The sequence below is a fragment of the Shewanella sp. SM73 genome (assembly GCF_025653795.1).
Lineage (GTDB): Bacteria > Pseudomonadota > Gammaproteobacteria > Enterobacterales > Shewanellaceae > Shewanella > Shewanella oncorhynchi.
In genome coordinates this window covers 21107-36686 of the sequence record NZ_JAKKRY010000015.1, presented here as the reverse complement: position 1 = coordinate 36686, position 15580 = coordinate 21107, and the positions used below count along the sequence as shown (strand labels likewise).

The window sequence follows — 15580 nt, the reverse complement described above, 5'->3', positions numbered from 1 at the left end:
AAATCTAAAATCCCCGATGTAAATCATTAGAAACTCAGTCACCACATCGCATTTCTAACTCACCAACTAAGATGAGTGCTGAATCAGCTATGCTGACATAAAACCTCTACCTCCAAAACATAAAAAAACCATAATTTAAATACCTAAAAAGGTAGATATTACGGGTAAGGATATAAGCCCATACCTGTGAGGTTAAAAGAAAAATATACAAGCACTATTAAAACCCATGTCTATAGAACTATCGCAAATGCAATGGAATATCATACTTCCTAAAAAGCTTGATTATCGAATCCTTATATAGTGGTTTGATAATGTAACCTTTAGCTCCTGCAGCTATTGCCTGCTGAACTGATGACTTATTTTTATTCCCAGTCAACATAACAATGGGCGTAATTGCATTTATTCCATTAGACTTATTAATGTGGTTAATAATATAAAACCCATTAGTATCAGGAAGATTTATGTCCATTAAAATAACGTCATATTTTTTCTTAGAAAGTAAATCTAACGCCATACGTCCAGACAATGATGTATCAAGTTCAATGGCATACGTTCTAAGAAGCATAATAGTTAAATTCAAACTAATGTGATCATCCTCAACAATTAACATCTTTGGCACTACAGGAACTTCAACTGATACAAGAGAATTTTTTGACTCCGAATACAATCGATTAAACGTGTATTTAGTATCAGGCACGGTTGGAGCTGCCTTATTGCTAACCTCAATATGCTCCTGTTCTGGCAAAGGGGCTTCTGCGACCATCGCCACATTTGATACATCAGTAACAACAAGTTCAAGTAAATGCAACGCCTTACTTTGTAGTTTCAACAAAGCTGGTCTAATTTCATTAGAACGAATAAATGATAATATCTTCTTCAATGAAGCCAGATCTAACTCAGCGGTTCTATTACTTGCAAGGTGCGCTTCTGCCTTATCTAATGATTGCTCGATTTCAATCAAACTTAATTCAAAGCTATGTTCTAAATCCTTCTTGCGCTGAACACCTTTAAGGACAATCTCCTTGATATGCGAAGAGTAGTTATCTTGTACATTTACAAACTCTTCTACTTTTTTATATTTTCCTCTTAACCCAATTTCCCGCAATAAATGTGTACATATTATAATTGCTCTATGTACTTCATACATTGGCCTAGCGATTAAATAATCATTAATCACACCACTACGATAAGCCTCGTACGCTTCTCTTTCTTGATGTTTTGGAATAAGTGAAACAACAGCATGCTCACATATTTCTACAGCCTGCAATTCCTCTATGGCTTCGTAATAAATAAGTAAAGTTTCTTGTAAAGTTTCAGCAGCAACAAGAATCACTTTTGGGGTTGATTGTTTGATTTGCTCAACAAGCTCAGCATTCGTTTTAATCACATGAATACGAGAAAAGTGACGAATTAGAACACTTATCAATAATCTATCATTATCTTGGTCGTTCGTATAGAGAACGATATGCTCAAAATTGACTCTATCCACTAGCATTACTCCTTTGCATAAAAAACTCAATTAACGCAAATAAATCATCATCAACCTCTTGCCAACATTTTAAGATAACTTTGTAATCAATAGCATTGTTACGCGAAACACGCTCTAGTTCTTGGCAAGAAAAATTTAATTTTTTTGCTCCTATGTAAAGAGAATTACTTTTAAGGGTGTGGCTAATTGCAGTAATAATACGAAGATCATTATCCACAATTGCAGACCTTAATGCTTCACGCTTAACAAATAAATTACTGTAATATTGCTCTAAAAAAATAGATAACTCTTCATCGCTTATATCTTCACCTACAAAATTATATATATCTGACAAGTTGACTATCTGTAAGATGTCTACTAATTCCTACGGTGTTTCATCACAACAGAAAAAACTATTATCAAAAGAAGTATTATCTGCTTTAACTGTAGACTTTTTTAAACTTGTATTATTTGACAAAGTGAGTTTTACTTCATCTAAAAGGCCAATCAAATCATTCAACGTCAGAGGCTTTACAAGTACGCGATTTGCCCCAGCCTGCAAACATTCATCTTTACATATGTCGCCATGATCAGCGGTCAACATCACAATAATCGATGGTGCTAATTCCCGATACCCTTCAACTTCTCTAATGACGCCAATGAGGTCTGAGCCCGATATAGTTGGCATTATCACATCAGAAATAACGACATTAAATTTATTTGTCTTAAAAAGCTCAATTGCTTGCATCGGATCTTGAACACAGGAAACTATGACTCCAACAGATAATAACTGTTTTTCGATAACAAATAAGTTTTCTTGACAATCATCAATAACTAACACACTAATATTACTATAATCAGCACTATCCGAAGCCTGCTCGTCAATAATATTCAAATAATTTTTAACATTAACAAAATCAGTTACTGATTGAATTCTGAGTGGTGGATATGAAATCACTTCGTAGTCGGAGTTAGACTTAGAAAGTGACACTCTCCTCAACTCTGCAACTCTTTCTTTTCTTGTAAAAAGACTAGTTACAAATTCATTCTTTGAGATAATATCATTTTGATTCATGTCAATAAAAAGTATTGAGCTTTCAGTTTCAAATTCCAGTAATTCATTACTTGGTAAATATAGCAACTCGAAATCAAGCTCTTTGGAATATCTTGAAACTGATTCGTGAAAAATCGAACTGTTAGTATATGCTGTTACTGAAGCATCAATATCAGAACGATAGGAGCCGCTTACATCAGGTGCCGTAAAGTGACTATCTAAAGCAAAATCAATAACAAAATAGAAAACGCTACCATCACCGATACGACTAATAACCTGAAGATCACTTCCCATTGAACGACATATACTTTTACTTATGTATAGGCCTAAGCCAACACCACCATACTGACGGTAAGAATTTGATGATGCCTGCTCATACTTACCGAACACTTTTGATTGTTCCTCTTCAGTTAAACCGATACCATTATCAATAACAGAAAACTTTAGTTTTACATTTTCGAATGACTGCTCCAGAACTTCTACGTCTAATAGAATCGACGAGTCAATTTTATTGGAAAACTTAATTGAATTGGAGATTAAATTATAGATAACTTGATTTAGTTTAACTTCATCACAAATAACCCTGCGATTAAAATTTAATGGCATAAAAAAGTCTAAATTAATGTCTTTTTTATCTGCTTGAAGGCTAAACGCATCAACAACAGATTCGCCTAACAACCTAACATCTACCGAGTCATTTTTAACATCTGCACTACTCTCATTTGTCTTTTTAAAATCCAACATACTATTAATGAGTAATAAAACTTGTTTTGAAGTACTGAATGCGACAGATAATAACTTCTTATCCTGTGCCCTTACATTACCTAAACTGAGCTCAATTAAGCCTAGCACTGCATTTAATGGTGTTCTAATCTCGTGACCTAGAGTGGCAATAAAATCACTTTGAAAGCTATTCAATTGTTCCAGCTCTGAACATTTATCTATTAATACTTTTCCTTTCTCATATCGTTTAGATTCATCTATAATTAACCCAAGCCGAGTTCTATCATCAAGGAAGAAATCTCTATACTCAAAATACAACCCTGATTTAGTTTTAAAAGATAGACATATTTTTTTATTAGTTGCACATTTATATCTAAACCACTTCATAATTCTATAATTATTTCTACCAACAACCTCATAGCTAACAATATCTTGAATTAAACTAAAAAATGACTTGCCAATATAATTATCAAAATGTAAATATGGGAAAAGGTATTTAACCCCGCCACCAATAAAATCAATATTGCCAAGACTATTTACGACAAGAACACCATCTGAAGTAATTTTCTGATATCTAGAGTCATCACCCGCAGGATTCTCACACCTAAATTGGCCATACTCGAAACTTTTTGTTATTGGCGCATCATGTTCTACAACACAGAGCACAATAAAATTTTTATTGACCATCTTTAATAGTCTAAATTTTAAACAGTTACTTCCTATCATTAAGCATTCATCAGGCGTGATATTCTGTTTAAGTTTTTCAAAATGCGGAATTATTTTTTCCTTAGCATTTTTTAAAAAATTATTATTTGAAAAAATTTTATTCTCGCCTAACCACTCCCCCTCAGGTGATAGCATAAATGCACAAGAATCAAACAAGTCTAAATCAATACCATTCATCATCGCATATCCTTATTGCAAACTAGCATTCATTACTACTGAACTGAATTTTTATACTGATTAAACCAGCTATACACTTTATCGCACGCAGAGATGAGCCTCTCAGGATCAATATTATAATTATCAATGAAATAATCGACAGTAACCCAATCACCTTTCATATACGCCAGAGTAAGTTGTAAACAATGAGCTAAATATCCATGATTATTAAGTAAAGCACGCTTTATTTGCTGTTCAAGAGGAAGCGGCTCTATCGCTCTGTTCATCGGTTTATCTAAAATGGCATCTAAAGTAGATAATAATCCAGTCAAAAATGCTGACTCTTTCAACAAAGGAAATCCCATTAATGATATTAACTCTTCACATAACCGAGCCCTGATTATAGTATTGTTAATTAACACAACTGGTTTATTGGGGTTAAGTTCAGCCAAAATAATGAGACTTACAAACTTACGAAGTTTATTTTCACCTAAAAAAACCATAGTCTGCTTAATAGAGGTAAATTCATTTACATGCTCAAACTGACTTGAATTGACATATCTTAGTAATTTATAAGTAAGATCTAAATCTTGAGAAAAATAATTTTCAAGTTTTTTATAACTAAAATCAGACTTAAAAACCTCATTATAAATAGACATAACAAAATGTTGTGTAGCACCTATTTCACTCCCCTCTATGAGTTCTGGCTTATAAAAATAATAACCTTGAAAATAATCAAAACCGAGTGACTTAGCTAGCCTATACTCTTCCAATGTTTCAACTTTCTCTGCAAGTAGTTTTAAATTATACTGTCTAAATTTAGGGATCAGATGAGAAACACTATCTAAAGGCGTTGAAATTATATCAATTTTTATAAGTTTAAAAAAAGGAAAAAAACGTTCCCACTCAGGAGAATAAACAAAGTCATCTAAAGCAAGATAATAACCCAAGTTAAATAACTCTTTAATTAAAATAAAGTTATCCTCGCTTGGGCTAACAGTTTCCAATACCTCAACAATAATATTTTTGTATGGGAACATGTATAACAAATGGTCTCGCAAGAAATGAGATGGGAAATTAATTAATGCTGGCTTCCCTTCGGTTAAATCCTCTAGATCCATACTTAAATAACTATTTACAAAAACTTTAGCTGTAGCAACATTGTCTGTAACACCCTGTGGGAAATAGTTATCCCGGCTATTTCTAAAGAGCAACTCATAAGCAACAACGTTTTTATTTCTATTCAGTATAGGCTGTCTTGCCATATAAAAGCGCATAGTTCACCTCTTCCCTTTGGGTCACTTAACTTTATAATCATTAGTGAATCAGTCCTTTAATTTTTCAGTCTAGACCTAGGTGCATCATCTTTCAATAGCACTTTCTCAAGCCTACACTATAAATTGATATAAGTAGCGATTAAATCCGGCTTAAATCTCAGATTTATACTTAATTTAGGTGAATATTTAAGAAATCATACTCAAGATATAAATACCTATTTTGAGGTATAACCATCTTGTTTATCCATAAAAATTAAGTATTAAATGAACCGCTATTCTAGTATCCAGCAACGAAATAAAATGAGTAAAATGAACAGTTAAAACTGAAAAAAACTATTATGAATCCTTTTAGACATAATGGACTTATTGGCTTATTGCCAGTTAATGGCGTCATTACATAGCAGTGATACTACTAGATGAAGAACTTACCGCACTAGGGTTTGCTGGCAAGGATGTCACAACGATTTGACTGGATTTGATGCGAGGCTGAGCCCGTGTAGTGTCGTTATCGACATAAACGGGCAACATAAGCAGGTGATGAACACAATTTTGAGCTAGCTTGATAACAACACTAGTTGTCGCTGAAACCAAACCATGACATAGCAGCATACCTAGGAACAAGTACTTAGCTAAAACATATAACCATACATTGACATAAAATGTACTCATAGTCTGACAAATAGGAGCAACTATAAAATAACTAAAGTGAGAAACTGTAATTTTACTACGAATGTCTATTAAACCTTAGCAAAATCACTTTGGGACAATTCTGAGTTAAAGTCTTAACTCTAATTCGTCAATTTCAGATAAAAATTTCTATGGGGATAATACCCTCTTAAAGTAATAGAAAAACAAACTCCTAAATGGGTATCTTTGAGATCCCAATCAATACTATGTACCGTATTGAAATTTTAACCTTACAGTCGTTTACGACTCAGAGAAAACCAAGTTTGTTGCTATGACTATGTAACTGGCCTATTAGGTTTGCAAACCGCAAAAATTAGATGTCAACTTCTTCCAGGCAGTCATCATCGTAACTAAGTAATGTATAAATAAACCCGTCTTTGAGTACAATTGAGCTTGCATATAACTCCAGTAACTTCATGCCATCTCGCTCTGGTGTAACCCAATCTATCGGGTCTACAACGTCAAAGTCACTAGGAAATGCCTCTTGGCTGACATTTGTACAAGAATCCAATTGCTCTGAGGATAGGTTAGTTTGGTTTATATAAAAATTAAAATGCTTTGTAGGAACAAAACGCTTAAATTGCTTGTTTTGGTGGATTACCATCGCCACAGGCGCTTTCTCAAGCCATGATAGTCTTCTAAAAACAGCCTCCAAAGAGGTGTCGCATAGATCGGATATTTGTTTGATGTTATGCCAGTTTACGTCGCCATCAGTCAAAGACTTAACCAATCGCTTTGGCATTAGTAGCCCAGATGCAAAGCCATTAGCTTGGCGTTCGAGCGGATCTTTAAAATAATCTCCAAGCTCAGAGTTGCCACACGCAAAATCTTGAGAGGAGCCTTGCATTATGTGCATACAAACGTGGCCTGCTTCATGTGCCGCAGTGAAATTTAGCCGCCGAGAATCTGGAATATTGCTATTAATAATAATTCCAGCCCCATCTTGACTACCGATTGCCTTACCTAAAAACTGATCGGATACAAATGCATGGAATTCCATTCTGATAGGAAAGCTTTCGTCTGAAACGGCATTAATAAATTGAATTACTTTGATCGGTAACTGATCAAAACCCAGATCTTCAAGTAAAGATTCGGCCTCCATTGCTCCTTTTTGTTCTTCCATACCAACTCCTTACTTCTTGGTGAAGCGTTCCATCATTTCTCGCAATATACGCTGATCCTGTTCTGGCAGCTTATCAAGTTCTCCCCATTTTCGGTAGAACTCAATCGTTTTATCTCCAGAATCTTCTGGTGCATCTTCTCCTGTTATTTCATAAGGTTTAACACCCAATGCCGAAGCGATTTTCCTCAGCACAACAATAGTTGGCATTCGGCCTTCGTCCTTTTCGATCATGCTCAGTGCTGCCGCTGTTATCCCAGCTTCGCTAGCGAGCCTTGCCTGTGTCCAGCCAAGTAATTCTCGCATGTGCTTTATGTTTTTGCTGATAAGTGCGGCTTGCTGAAGTTTGTCAGCCATAAAATAACCCTCCGTTAATTTTTATATTAACAGCAGTTGATCTATTTAGCTAGAAGGCGTATGTTTGTAAACGATGGTTAATAAATTAACTTCTGTTAATAACCAGCGAGAGCGACATAGGTGTAGGTGCAGACCTTGTTCACCTGTGAGTTTGTCTTAGAGAGATTTGCAGTGAACAAATTTATAAGAGGTAGCTAACTATGTCTTTACAAAACCAATTCTCAAAATTTCACGACAAAATTAAATTAGGACGAGAGGATGATACTTACCGGGAAGCCAGGTCGAAGGACTCTAGTATCCTGGATGATTTAAGGGATGAATTTAAAAACGCAGGTTATCCAATAATTGAAACGTTTATTCAAGGTTCTTTAAGCACGCATACAGGCATAAAGCACCCAGTGGCTGACTTTGATATCGATAGAGCAGTTGTTATTGATGCAGATAATGCTCCTGATGATCCGGTTGAAGTTAAAAAACTTGTTCTAAAAGTTTTGGAAAAGCGTGGTTTTAAAAACGCAAGAATAAAAAAGCCTTGTGTCACTGCTGACTACATGAATTTAAACCTACATATCGACATAGTCATATACCGGAAACTAGGTCAGCAGTATGAACTGGCAGTCGGTAAGTTGAACTCAAATGTAGAAAACCGTGTGTGGTCTCCTGCAGAGCCAAAAAAACTGATAGAACATATTAATGATAGCAGCCAATACATCGGCTCTGCAGACCTGAAAATCAGACAGGTCAAACGTTTGGTCAGATACGTAAAACGCTGGAGAGATGAAAAATTCGGCCAAAATGTAGGCAAAAAAGTGTTTTCAATTGGACTCACACTAATGTTGAAAGATAAGTTCAGTCCATCTATCAGCAATGACGGTAAACTCAGTGACTTGCAATCGCTACGCGACACTGTTTCAGCAATTTTGAATGCCAATTATTTCCAGTGGGTTGATGATGGTAAGTACAAAATCGATGTGCGGTTACCGGTTCAACCATACAGAAATGTTTTTGAAAACAGTAGTATTGACACAGGAACACAGCTCTATAACAAGCTAAATGCAATGTTGACTAAACTCGATCAAGCATTAAACGAAGATTCTTTGCGTAAACAATGTGAAATCTTGCAAGGACTGTTCGGTGGTGACTTTGAAGTACCAGAAAAGGAGCAAGACAGTAATGCCAAAAAAGTGGCTTACAGTAGCGCTGGGGTAGTTGGAACGTCACAGGGGGCATAGTGTGCTAAGCGAAATAAAACAGCACCTTATCAACCAGGGCTTCAACTGCACAACCAGTGAAGTAGCTGGAGGTGAGAGGATCGTAGTGGAAACAACGATCCTTAATCATGGTATACAATTAATGCTGGTAGCAGATCCTCCCTACTACCGCCTGCCCGAATTTTTCTTAATTAACCCTGATTCCATTGGCAGGTTGGCTCATGTCTCTGTTCATGAATATGCAGGGATTCAGATTGGCACTGTTTGTGTTAATGCTCCAGAGTCACTGTCAGTAAATTTCGAACAACCACTATTAGTCGTAGAAGAATCGCTTCGGAGGCATATCTTGTTGTTAGAGAAATGCATAACGAATCCAGATTGGAACCATAGTGAATTGCTTCGTGAGTTCTCCAGTGAATGGTTGCGAATCTGTGCTCCAGATAGCTTTAAACCCCTACTGGCAAATATCGCAAGGCCGGTTCTACAAACATTATCGGTATATAGGCCAGTAGGTGGCAAGCAATTTGGCATCGAAAGCCACTATATGGTTCATCCGGCTGACGATTCGCTTTCGGTTATCAGTGATATTCAATTATCTATAGATAAGGGTAATCGACGCATAGCAGGAAAAGCGGTTGTTATTCCAATCGAGACACTTACTCCTGCACCTAAACATTCAGATGCTCTCGATGAATGGTATTTAAATACAATATCTTCGCTACCGGTAAAGGTTAGAAGTGATTTACAACAAAAATACGGTCAATGGCGTGAAACTGCTTATTGGCTCGTGTTTACTGCCAAAACTGTTAATGATGAACGTACTTGGTTCGCACTGAAACTTAGCGGTAAAACCAAAAATGCGCTACCACTATCAGATGAAAAGCTGAAAAACTGGAAATTGGAAGCTTTACCAATACGGCTATTCAATCAAGAGAATACTGTGGAACGTGGTGGAGGCATTCTGTCGTTAGCAGACAAAAAGGTAGCAGTGATAGGTGTTGGCTCAGTAGGCTGTGAAATTGCGCATAAGTTATCTGCTGCCGGAGTCAGGCATCTTACGTTAGTAGATCCTGATGTATACGAAATCAATAATCTGTATCGCCATGTTTTAGAACAGCATTGGGTAGGAGCACCTAAAACCGCAGCCCTAAGTGTCGCTCTTCAACGACAATTCCCCTGGTCTTGTGCACAATGGAAATTAGATAAACTGATGGAGTTTGCTCGCAGTAGCCGTATGAATGATTTTGACCTGATTGTCATTGCTATAGGCAATCCGACCCAGGAACGGTTGTTTAAACAATACCTTTTGGATAACAACTCAAAAGTTGCTGTCATGAACAGTTGGTTGGAAGGTTTTGGCGTTGGCGACCACGCAACATTAGATATCCCTAGTTCAGAGGGATGTTTATTGTGCTCTTACGTTTGCCAAGAAACAGGTGTAAGAGGGCTTGTGTCAAATATGAATTTTATCGAACCCAATCAGGTAACCATGAAAAATATCGCTGGCTGTGGGGAACAATTTATTTCATATGGCGCAGCAAGTTCGGCTCAAACAGCTGTAATGGCAGCAAATTTGGCCATTCGGTATTTGGAAGGCAAACAAGCAAAGTCATGTAAAGTCAGTTGGAAGGGCTTAGATGAAGATGCAATGGCGGAGGGCATCAGGCTGACTCATCGTTACTACAATTTCAGCAGTTCGCTTGAATACTTACCTTTGGTTGATGAGGACTGTGATGTCTGCACTCATTGAGCAAGATACGGGCATCAAAGATACGAAAATTTACCTTTCCGAAGAACTAATTGACGTTTGGTATTCTTACAGGCAGATGTCACGTGATAGAAGTGAAGCTTTTGGAGCATTAATTGGTTCTCAGTCCGCTGACGCTAATGAATTTTGGCTAGAACACTGTACTACCCCTCAGAAAGAAGATTCTGCCACCAGAGTTAACTTTAATATGCGTGCTCCTCATCACCAGAAATCAGTTAATTCTTATTACGAAAGTTCGCATGGCAAACTAGGCTACTTGGGTACATGGCACACACATCCTGAACCAACACCCACCCCATCGTATATAGATATTGCAGATTGGAAGAAATGCATAAAACGTAACCCTGACAGAGAATTAGTCTTTGTAATTGTTGGTCAGAAAGACGTCTGTATCTTTCGGGAAATTAACGGGTCATTTAAACGAATTTTTAAGGAACAAATCGATGACTGACGAGAGGCTACATTTTCATCAAGCATGTTTTTATCCCATAGAGTCAATTGACAAGCTCGCAGAGTTTCTATTGGGCATTAAGACTTTTTTTGTGTGGGAGCATGTTGGATTACTTACCGATGAGCGTGTAAAAAACCAGATATATATATTGTATTCACATGAGTTCCGAGCCAGTTTTCGGCTTAACGTAATTGATGCGGAGCTTAAGGATGCTCTAACATTGATGGATTGTGGGGATAGTCTTGAGGTTCGCCACCTCCAGGGTCGCAACATATCTCAAAACGAATATGGAACAATAGAGTCGCTATTTAAAATATGGAATTCCTGTGTTAGCCAATCTAGAGTCTTGCCAGTCAATGACGTTATCGACTATATCTCTAGGAATATCGAACAGCGATTTAATAAAGGTCGTGGTAAAGATTTCACACAGTCCACAATTAATCAAGTGATGCGTGATAGTCATGGCTATTGTATGTTTGAAGGCTGCGGGGATAGATTGGATATTGATGATCTGACGGGGACATCTGGTAACTATTCATACTTGGCTCACAATGTTGCGTCATCCGAGAGTGGCCCAAGGGGTATACCTTATCTATCCGAAGAACTTTCTAATGAGCCAGCTAATATCTTGCTTCTATGCGACAAACACCACCGATTAATAGATCGAGTTGCGTGTGCTGATTACCCTGCATCCAGACTTACTCAAATGCGAACCGAGTTTTTAATTAATACTGAGAAATTACTTGAAGGACTGAGTTTCCAGCCTATTCCTGTATTTTCAGTTCTTTGGCCGGTAGGAGGCCATGTTGTTTCTCCCCCTGAATCAAGAGACATTGCAGGAAGCTTATCTAGGTTAAGAACTCGCATGAGAGGAGCATTGAATAATCTTAGTGACAATGAACGCCGATACAGAACCAAACCTGAACGGTTTACCAAAGAAATGGATGAAATTGTTACAGAGGAAGCAGAAACCATAGTTAATCAAACAAAAAATTATGGATATCGAGCGGCGCTATTCGCATTTGGGCCAATGCCTGCTTTGATCGGATTAGGAGCGTGTCTAGGAAATAAATCTGAAATCACGCCAATGCTCAGATACCGAGATGGAAACTGCTGGGTTTGGCCTCAGGATTCTCGCTCAGAAACACCTTACAAGGTGAACTGGAAGAGCGAAATAGGAAAATCATCAGAAGTCACGATCTCTATAGCATTAACTCAATATCCTGAAGTAATGAAAAAGACTGCAACAGCTCTCGGTTATCCTGAGATTGAAATCGTAGCCAAGCAAATGGGTAATGCGGCGATCCCGCATCCGGAAAACGGGTTAGAATTAAAAAGTGAACTTCATGCAATACTGCAAAAACTTCATGACCAATTTTCTGTGAAGCGTGTTCACTTGCTCATCTGTGCATCTAACGCTGCTTGTGTATTCATAGGTCAAGCCTTTGATCTCTATCAGCCAGCACTTCTTGTATATGACTTCGATGGTGACGAAATGAGGTCTAAACTGTCGATAACTCAAGTAAACGGAAAAGTTAATCTATCAATACCTCAATGAGTAGCCATCGTTAGAAGAGCCACTCTGTAGCATTACTAAAATTTGGTCAACTGGCGGTTTACAGAGGAGTAAGGATACATATGACTTTTAAGATTTTAAGCATTGATGGCGGTGGAATACGAGGGGTTTACCCTGCGCACATACTTAAATGTTTCGAAGAAAAACTCGGAATCAATCTCTTAGAGTCATTCGACATGATAGCTGGCACTAGTACGGGTTCCATAATAGCGGCTGGTGTTGCCTGCGACATCCGCGCAACCGAAATAGTTAACATGTACAAAGAACATGGCGAAGATATTTTCAAAAAGAAAAAGTCGAGAATACCTTTTAAGAAGCTTCGAAACATTACGCAACCGTTGCTTGAAAGCGTCTATGACTGTGGCAGTTTATATAAAGTTCTTAAAGGTGTTTTCAACGATAGTACGCTTGGGCAAATTGCCAAGCCTCTGATTCTACCTGCAACGGATGTTGGTAACGGCGGAGTTCATGTATTTAAATCGGCTTATGACCCAACGTTTAATCGCGATAGGTTGGTCAAAGTCAGAGATGCTGTTCTAGCATCTTGCTCAGCCCCAACATATTTTGACCCTCATAAAGTTGATGAGTACTTGTTATCAGATGGTGGTCTGTGGGCAAACAACCCAGCATTAGTGGCTGTTATCGATGCCCAAAAACGACTGGGGATAAATTACGATGATATACAAGTGGTATCCATCGGCACCGGTCATTCCAAAGTCGCCTATGGTTTAAAGCACAAGGGAGACTGGGGTCTTGCAACGGGCTGGAAGCATAAAGAATTTATAAGTTTCATGCTATCGCTTCAGAGCCAAAGCGCGTTGAATTATCTAAAGCTTCATTTGAAGCCTGAGCAAATATTAAGAATTGATTTTGAGTCAGATACTGATCTGCCACTCGATGACGTTTCTGAAATCGATAATTTGATCAGTTTAGCCGACAAGAATTTTACATATGGAAGTAAAGAGATTAGCAACTTTGTCTTAGGAGGAAATGTATCGTGACTCAAATAGTTTCTAGGGAAGAGGCCCTATTAACAGCGGCGAAAAAGTTGGATATTTCACCGACTAAATATAAGCAAGCGATTGATCGCTTTAATTCAATGAAAACGCACCTAGAGCAAGGTAACTATCCTGGAACATTTCGTGTCCCAGAGGTATACCTTCAAGGCTCTTTTAAGCTTGGAACAGAAATCCGCCCATTCAAAAATAGTAAAGATGCAGATTATGACATTGATTTGGTCTGCAACTTGGGGCATTCAAAACAGGCTGTACTAGCCTCCACTGTAAAAAATCAGGTTGGGGAACGGATTAAAGAGAATGGCACTTATTCCCGATTGTTAGATGATGAAGGAAAGCGCTGCTGGACTCTTAACTATGCTGAAGATGATGGGGTTGGATTCCATATGGATATACTCCCTTCTGTTGTAGAAAACAGTTTATTAGCCCGACCTCAATCAATTGCAGCTACAAATAAAGATCAAGAAAACAGCTACTCTTGGACAACGAGCAACCCGAAAGGATTTGCTGCATGGTTTTACGAAAGAAATGGCACTGTATTTGAACAAGCAAAATTAACTCAGAAACAACGCATCTTCAACAATCAAAGACAGTTGTACAATTCGATTGACGATGTTCCAAATATCCACGTTAAAACGCCGTTGCAGAGGGCCAATCAGCTATTAAAGAGACACCGTGACGTAAGGTTTTCACAATCAGATATTGAAACCTTCAAACCAATCTCAATGATCATTACTGTATTAGCTGCCAATAGTTATAACAATGAAGCAACTATCTATGACACGTTGAGAAATCTAATATCATCTTTAAACCAGCACTCTCATCAATTAAGCAATAGCTTTGTTTTTAATGATTACTACGCAAGAAATACCTACACATTGATAACTCGCACATCTGATGGGAAGTGGCTTATCCCCAACCCTGCTAATCCGGGAGAAAACTTCGCTGACCGATGGCATGAGGATGATAACGCAAGAGCAAAAGCTTTTTTCCGATGGGTGGATTGGCTCAGAGACGATTTCATCAATATTGATACCTTTATCGAGGAAGATAAGTTAACTAAGTCACTTGTTGATGTATACAAACCAACAAATCTACCTGCACTAAGCTTTAATGTGCCCCATAAGGAACAACTTCGATACCCTATTGTTGCAAACATATATTCAGCGAATATAAAAGCAAGTTATAAATCCAACATATATTGGAAAGAGTTTCAGTCTGGACAGCCTTTACTCAAAGGAAAGGAGTTAAAGTTCAAACTTAAGACTAATGTTCCTGCACCGTTCGACGTTTATTGGCAGGTAGTAAACACAGGTCAAGAGGCGGCAAATGTAGGGCAGCTTAGGGGGGAAATATCTACTCAATCAAACACGTCTGCAGACGAAATTTATCGAACAGAATCCACCTCCTACACTGGTGATCATTGGGTTGAGGGATTCGTCATCAAAGATCGTGTATGCGTTGCGAGAACTGGTGAATTTGTCGTAAGCGTCAGAGATAGGTTCGCTGTATGAATAACGTGAACTTCCAAGAAGAATTAAGTGCAAAAACTACAACACTTACGCTGCTAACTAATCTAGGCGTTGTAACATTACAAAAATTTGGTCAACTGATGAAATTCTGTAATGACGGCAAAAAGTTTCTCTGGCACGCTTTGGGGCAATATTGATTTACATTGGGAAGTGGTCATTTTCATATGATTCAATCAACGAAATCCATTTTTCAAGTTCGTCACCTTCGGCGGTATTAGGCAATGCATCAAACAGTTCGTCAATTCGCTTTAAAGCAGCTCGATACTCTTCTTCAGAACTTATTGATTTCTCTACACTATAAGGAATGACCTCTTTTCCAACAGAGGGGGCATCAAGCAATTCTGCTAAATCATTAGGTATTGGGGCCGTTGGATCACATTTTGAGAGCAATGTATTGAATTTCGAATTCTTCATTTAGTTCCTCCAGTCAAATCGCAAATGATCCTGAATACAATGTG

At 37.8% G+C, this 15580-nt stretch carries 13 protein-coding genes; 6 read left to right on the top strand and 7 right to left on the bottom strand.

The annotated features are described in order from the left end of the window. Nucleotides 1–238 precede the first annotated feature (238 nt). The 6 genes from L5M51_RS18040 to L5M51_RS18015 all read right to left on the bottom strand — a co-directional run bounded on the left by L5M51_RS18040 (nt 239) and on the right by L5M51_RS18015 (nt 7568). The gene (locus L5M51_RS18040) at nt 239–1489 is read right to left on the bottom strand and encodes a response regulator (protein WP_263173967.1); all 1251 of its coding nucleotides are present in this window, start codon (nt 1487–1489) and stop codon (nt 239–241) included. Next, nucleotides 1482–1823 (bottom strand): Hpt domain-containing protein, encoded by a 342-nt coding sequence (locus tag L5M51_RS18035; protein ID WP_263173966.1) that lies wholly within the window; start codon nt 1821–1823, stop codon nt 1482–1484. The genes L5M51_RS18040 and L5M51_RS18035 overlap by 8 nt, the downstream gene beginning before the upstream one ends. Nucleotides 1824–1853: 30 nt before the next feature. Further along, entirely contained in the window at nt 1854–4151 is a 2298-nt protein-coding gene (locus L5M51_RS18030) for a hybrid sensor histidine kinase/response regulator (RefSeq protein WP_263173965.1), read from the bottom strand. Nucleotides 4152–4183: 32 nt separating this feature from the next. Next, on the bottom strand, nt 4184–5404 hold the full coding sequence (locus L5M51_RS18025; protein WP_263173964.1) for an EAL and HDOD domain-containing protein: 1221 nt from the start codon (nt 5402–5404) through the stop codon (nt 4184–4186). Between the two features lie 1000 nt (nt 5405–6404). Continuing rightward, nucleotides 6405–7214: an ImmA/IrrE family metallo-endopeptidase gene (locus L5M51_RS18020; protein WP_011711670.1), complete on the bottom strand. Its 810-nt coding sequence runs from the start codon at nt 7212–7214 to the stop codon at nt 6405–6407. Nucleotides 7215–7223: 9 nt separating this feature from the next. Continuing rightward, the gene (locus L5M51_RS18015; protein WP_011711669.1) at nt 7224–7568 is read right to left on the bottom strand and encodes a helix-turn-helix domain-containing protein; all 345 of its coding nucleotides are present in this window, start codon (nt 7566–7568) and stop codon (nt 7224–7226) included. Between the two features lie 200 nt (nt 7569–7768). On the opposite strand from L5M51_RS18015, the gene L5M51_RS18010 reads away from it, so the two are divergent. From L5M51_RS18010 to L5M51_RS17985, 6 genes are all read left to right on the top strand, one after another. Then, on the top strand, nt 7769–8800 hold the full coding sequence (locus tag L5M51_RS18010) for a nucleotidyltransferase (RefSeq protein ID WP_011711668.1): 1032 nt from the start codon (nt 7769–7771) through the stop codon (nt 8798–8800). A gap of 85 nt (nt 8801–8885) precedes the next feature. Further along, complete coding sequence (locus L5M51_RS18005) at nt 8886–10529, top strand: ThiF family adenylyltransferase (protein ID WP_263173962.1); 1644 nt, start codon at nt 8886–8888, stop codon at nt 10527–10529. Next, a complete protein-coding gene (locus L5M51_RS18000) occupies nt 10513–10998 on the top strand; it encodes a Mov34/MPN/PAD-1 family protein (RefSeq protein ID WP_049796111.1) in 486 nt (161 codons plus the stop codon). Before L5M51_RS18005 ends, L5M51_RS18000 begins: the two co-directional genes overlap by 17 nt. Continuing rightward, on the top strand, nt 10991–12556 hold the full coding sequence (locus L5M51_RS17995; protein WP_011711665.1) for an SAVED domain-containing protein: 1566 nt from the start codon (nt 10991–10993) through the stop codon (nt 12554–12556). Before L5M51_RS18000 ends, L5M51_RS17995 begins: the two co-directional genes overlap by 8 nt. 80 nt (nt 12557–12636) lie before the next feature. Continuing rightward, complete coding sequence (locus L5M51_RS17990) at nt 12637–13575, top strand: CBASS cGAMP-activated phospholipase (RefSeq protein WP_263173960.1); 939 nt, start codon at nt 12637–12639, stop codon at nt 13573–13575. Further along, nucleotides 13572–15104 (top strand): nucleotidyltransferase, encoded by a 1533-nt coding sequence (locus L5M51_RS17985; RefSeq protein ID WP_263173958.1) that lies wholly within the window; start codon nt 13572–13574, stop codon nt 15102–15104. Before L5M51_RS17990 ends, L5M51_RS17985 begins: the two co-directional genes overlap by 4 nt. A 156-nt stretch (nt 15105–15260) precedes the next feature. Here L5M51_RS17985 and L5M51_RS17980 read toward each other — a convergent pair whose 3' ends face one another. Continuing rightward, on the bottom strand, nt 15261–15536 hold the full coding sequence (locus L5M51_RS17980) for a transcriptional regulator (protein ID WP_041413367.1): 276 nt from the start codon (nt 15534–15536) through the stop codon (nt 15261–15263). Nucleotides 15537–15580: the final 44 nt, after the last annotated feature.

Coding starts and splice junctions, on each gene's coding strand:
- L5M51_RS18030 (WP_263173965.1), bottom strand. CDS start 4,151: ATGATGAATGGTATTGATTTAGACTTGTTTGATTCTTGTGCATTTATG.
- L5M51_RS18025 (WP_263173964.1), bottom strand. CDS start 5,404: ATGCGCTTTTATATGGCAAGACAGCCTATACTGAATAGAAATAAAAAC.
- L5M51_RS18020 (WP_011711670.1), bottom strand. CDS start 7,214: ATGGAAGAACAAAAAGGAGCAATGGAGGCCGAATCTTTACTTGAAGAT.
- L5M51_RS18015 (WP_011711669.1), bottom strand. CDS start 7,568: ATGGCTGACAAACTTCAGCAAGCCGCACTTATCAGCAAAAACATAAAG.
- L5M51_RS18010 (WP_011711668.1), top strand. CDS start 7,769: ATGTCTTTACAAAACCAATTCTCAAAATTTCACGACAAAATTAAATTA.
- L5M51_RS18000 (WP_049796111.1), top strand. CDS start 10,513: ATGTCTGCACTCATTGAGCAAGATACGGGCATCAAAGATACGAAAATT.
- L5M51_RS17995 (WP_011711665.1), top strand. CDS start 10,991: ATGACTGACGAGAGGCTACATTTTCATCAAGCATGTTTTTATCCCATA.
- L5M51_RS17990 (WP_263173960.1), top strand. CDS start 12,637: ATGACTTTTAAGATTTTAAGCATTGATGGCGGTGGAATACGAGGGGTT.
- L5M51_RS17980 (WP_041413367.1), bottom strand. CDS start 15,536: ATGAAGAATTCGAAATTCAATACATTGCTCTCAAAATGTGATCCAACG.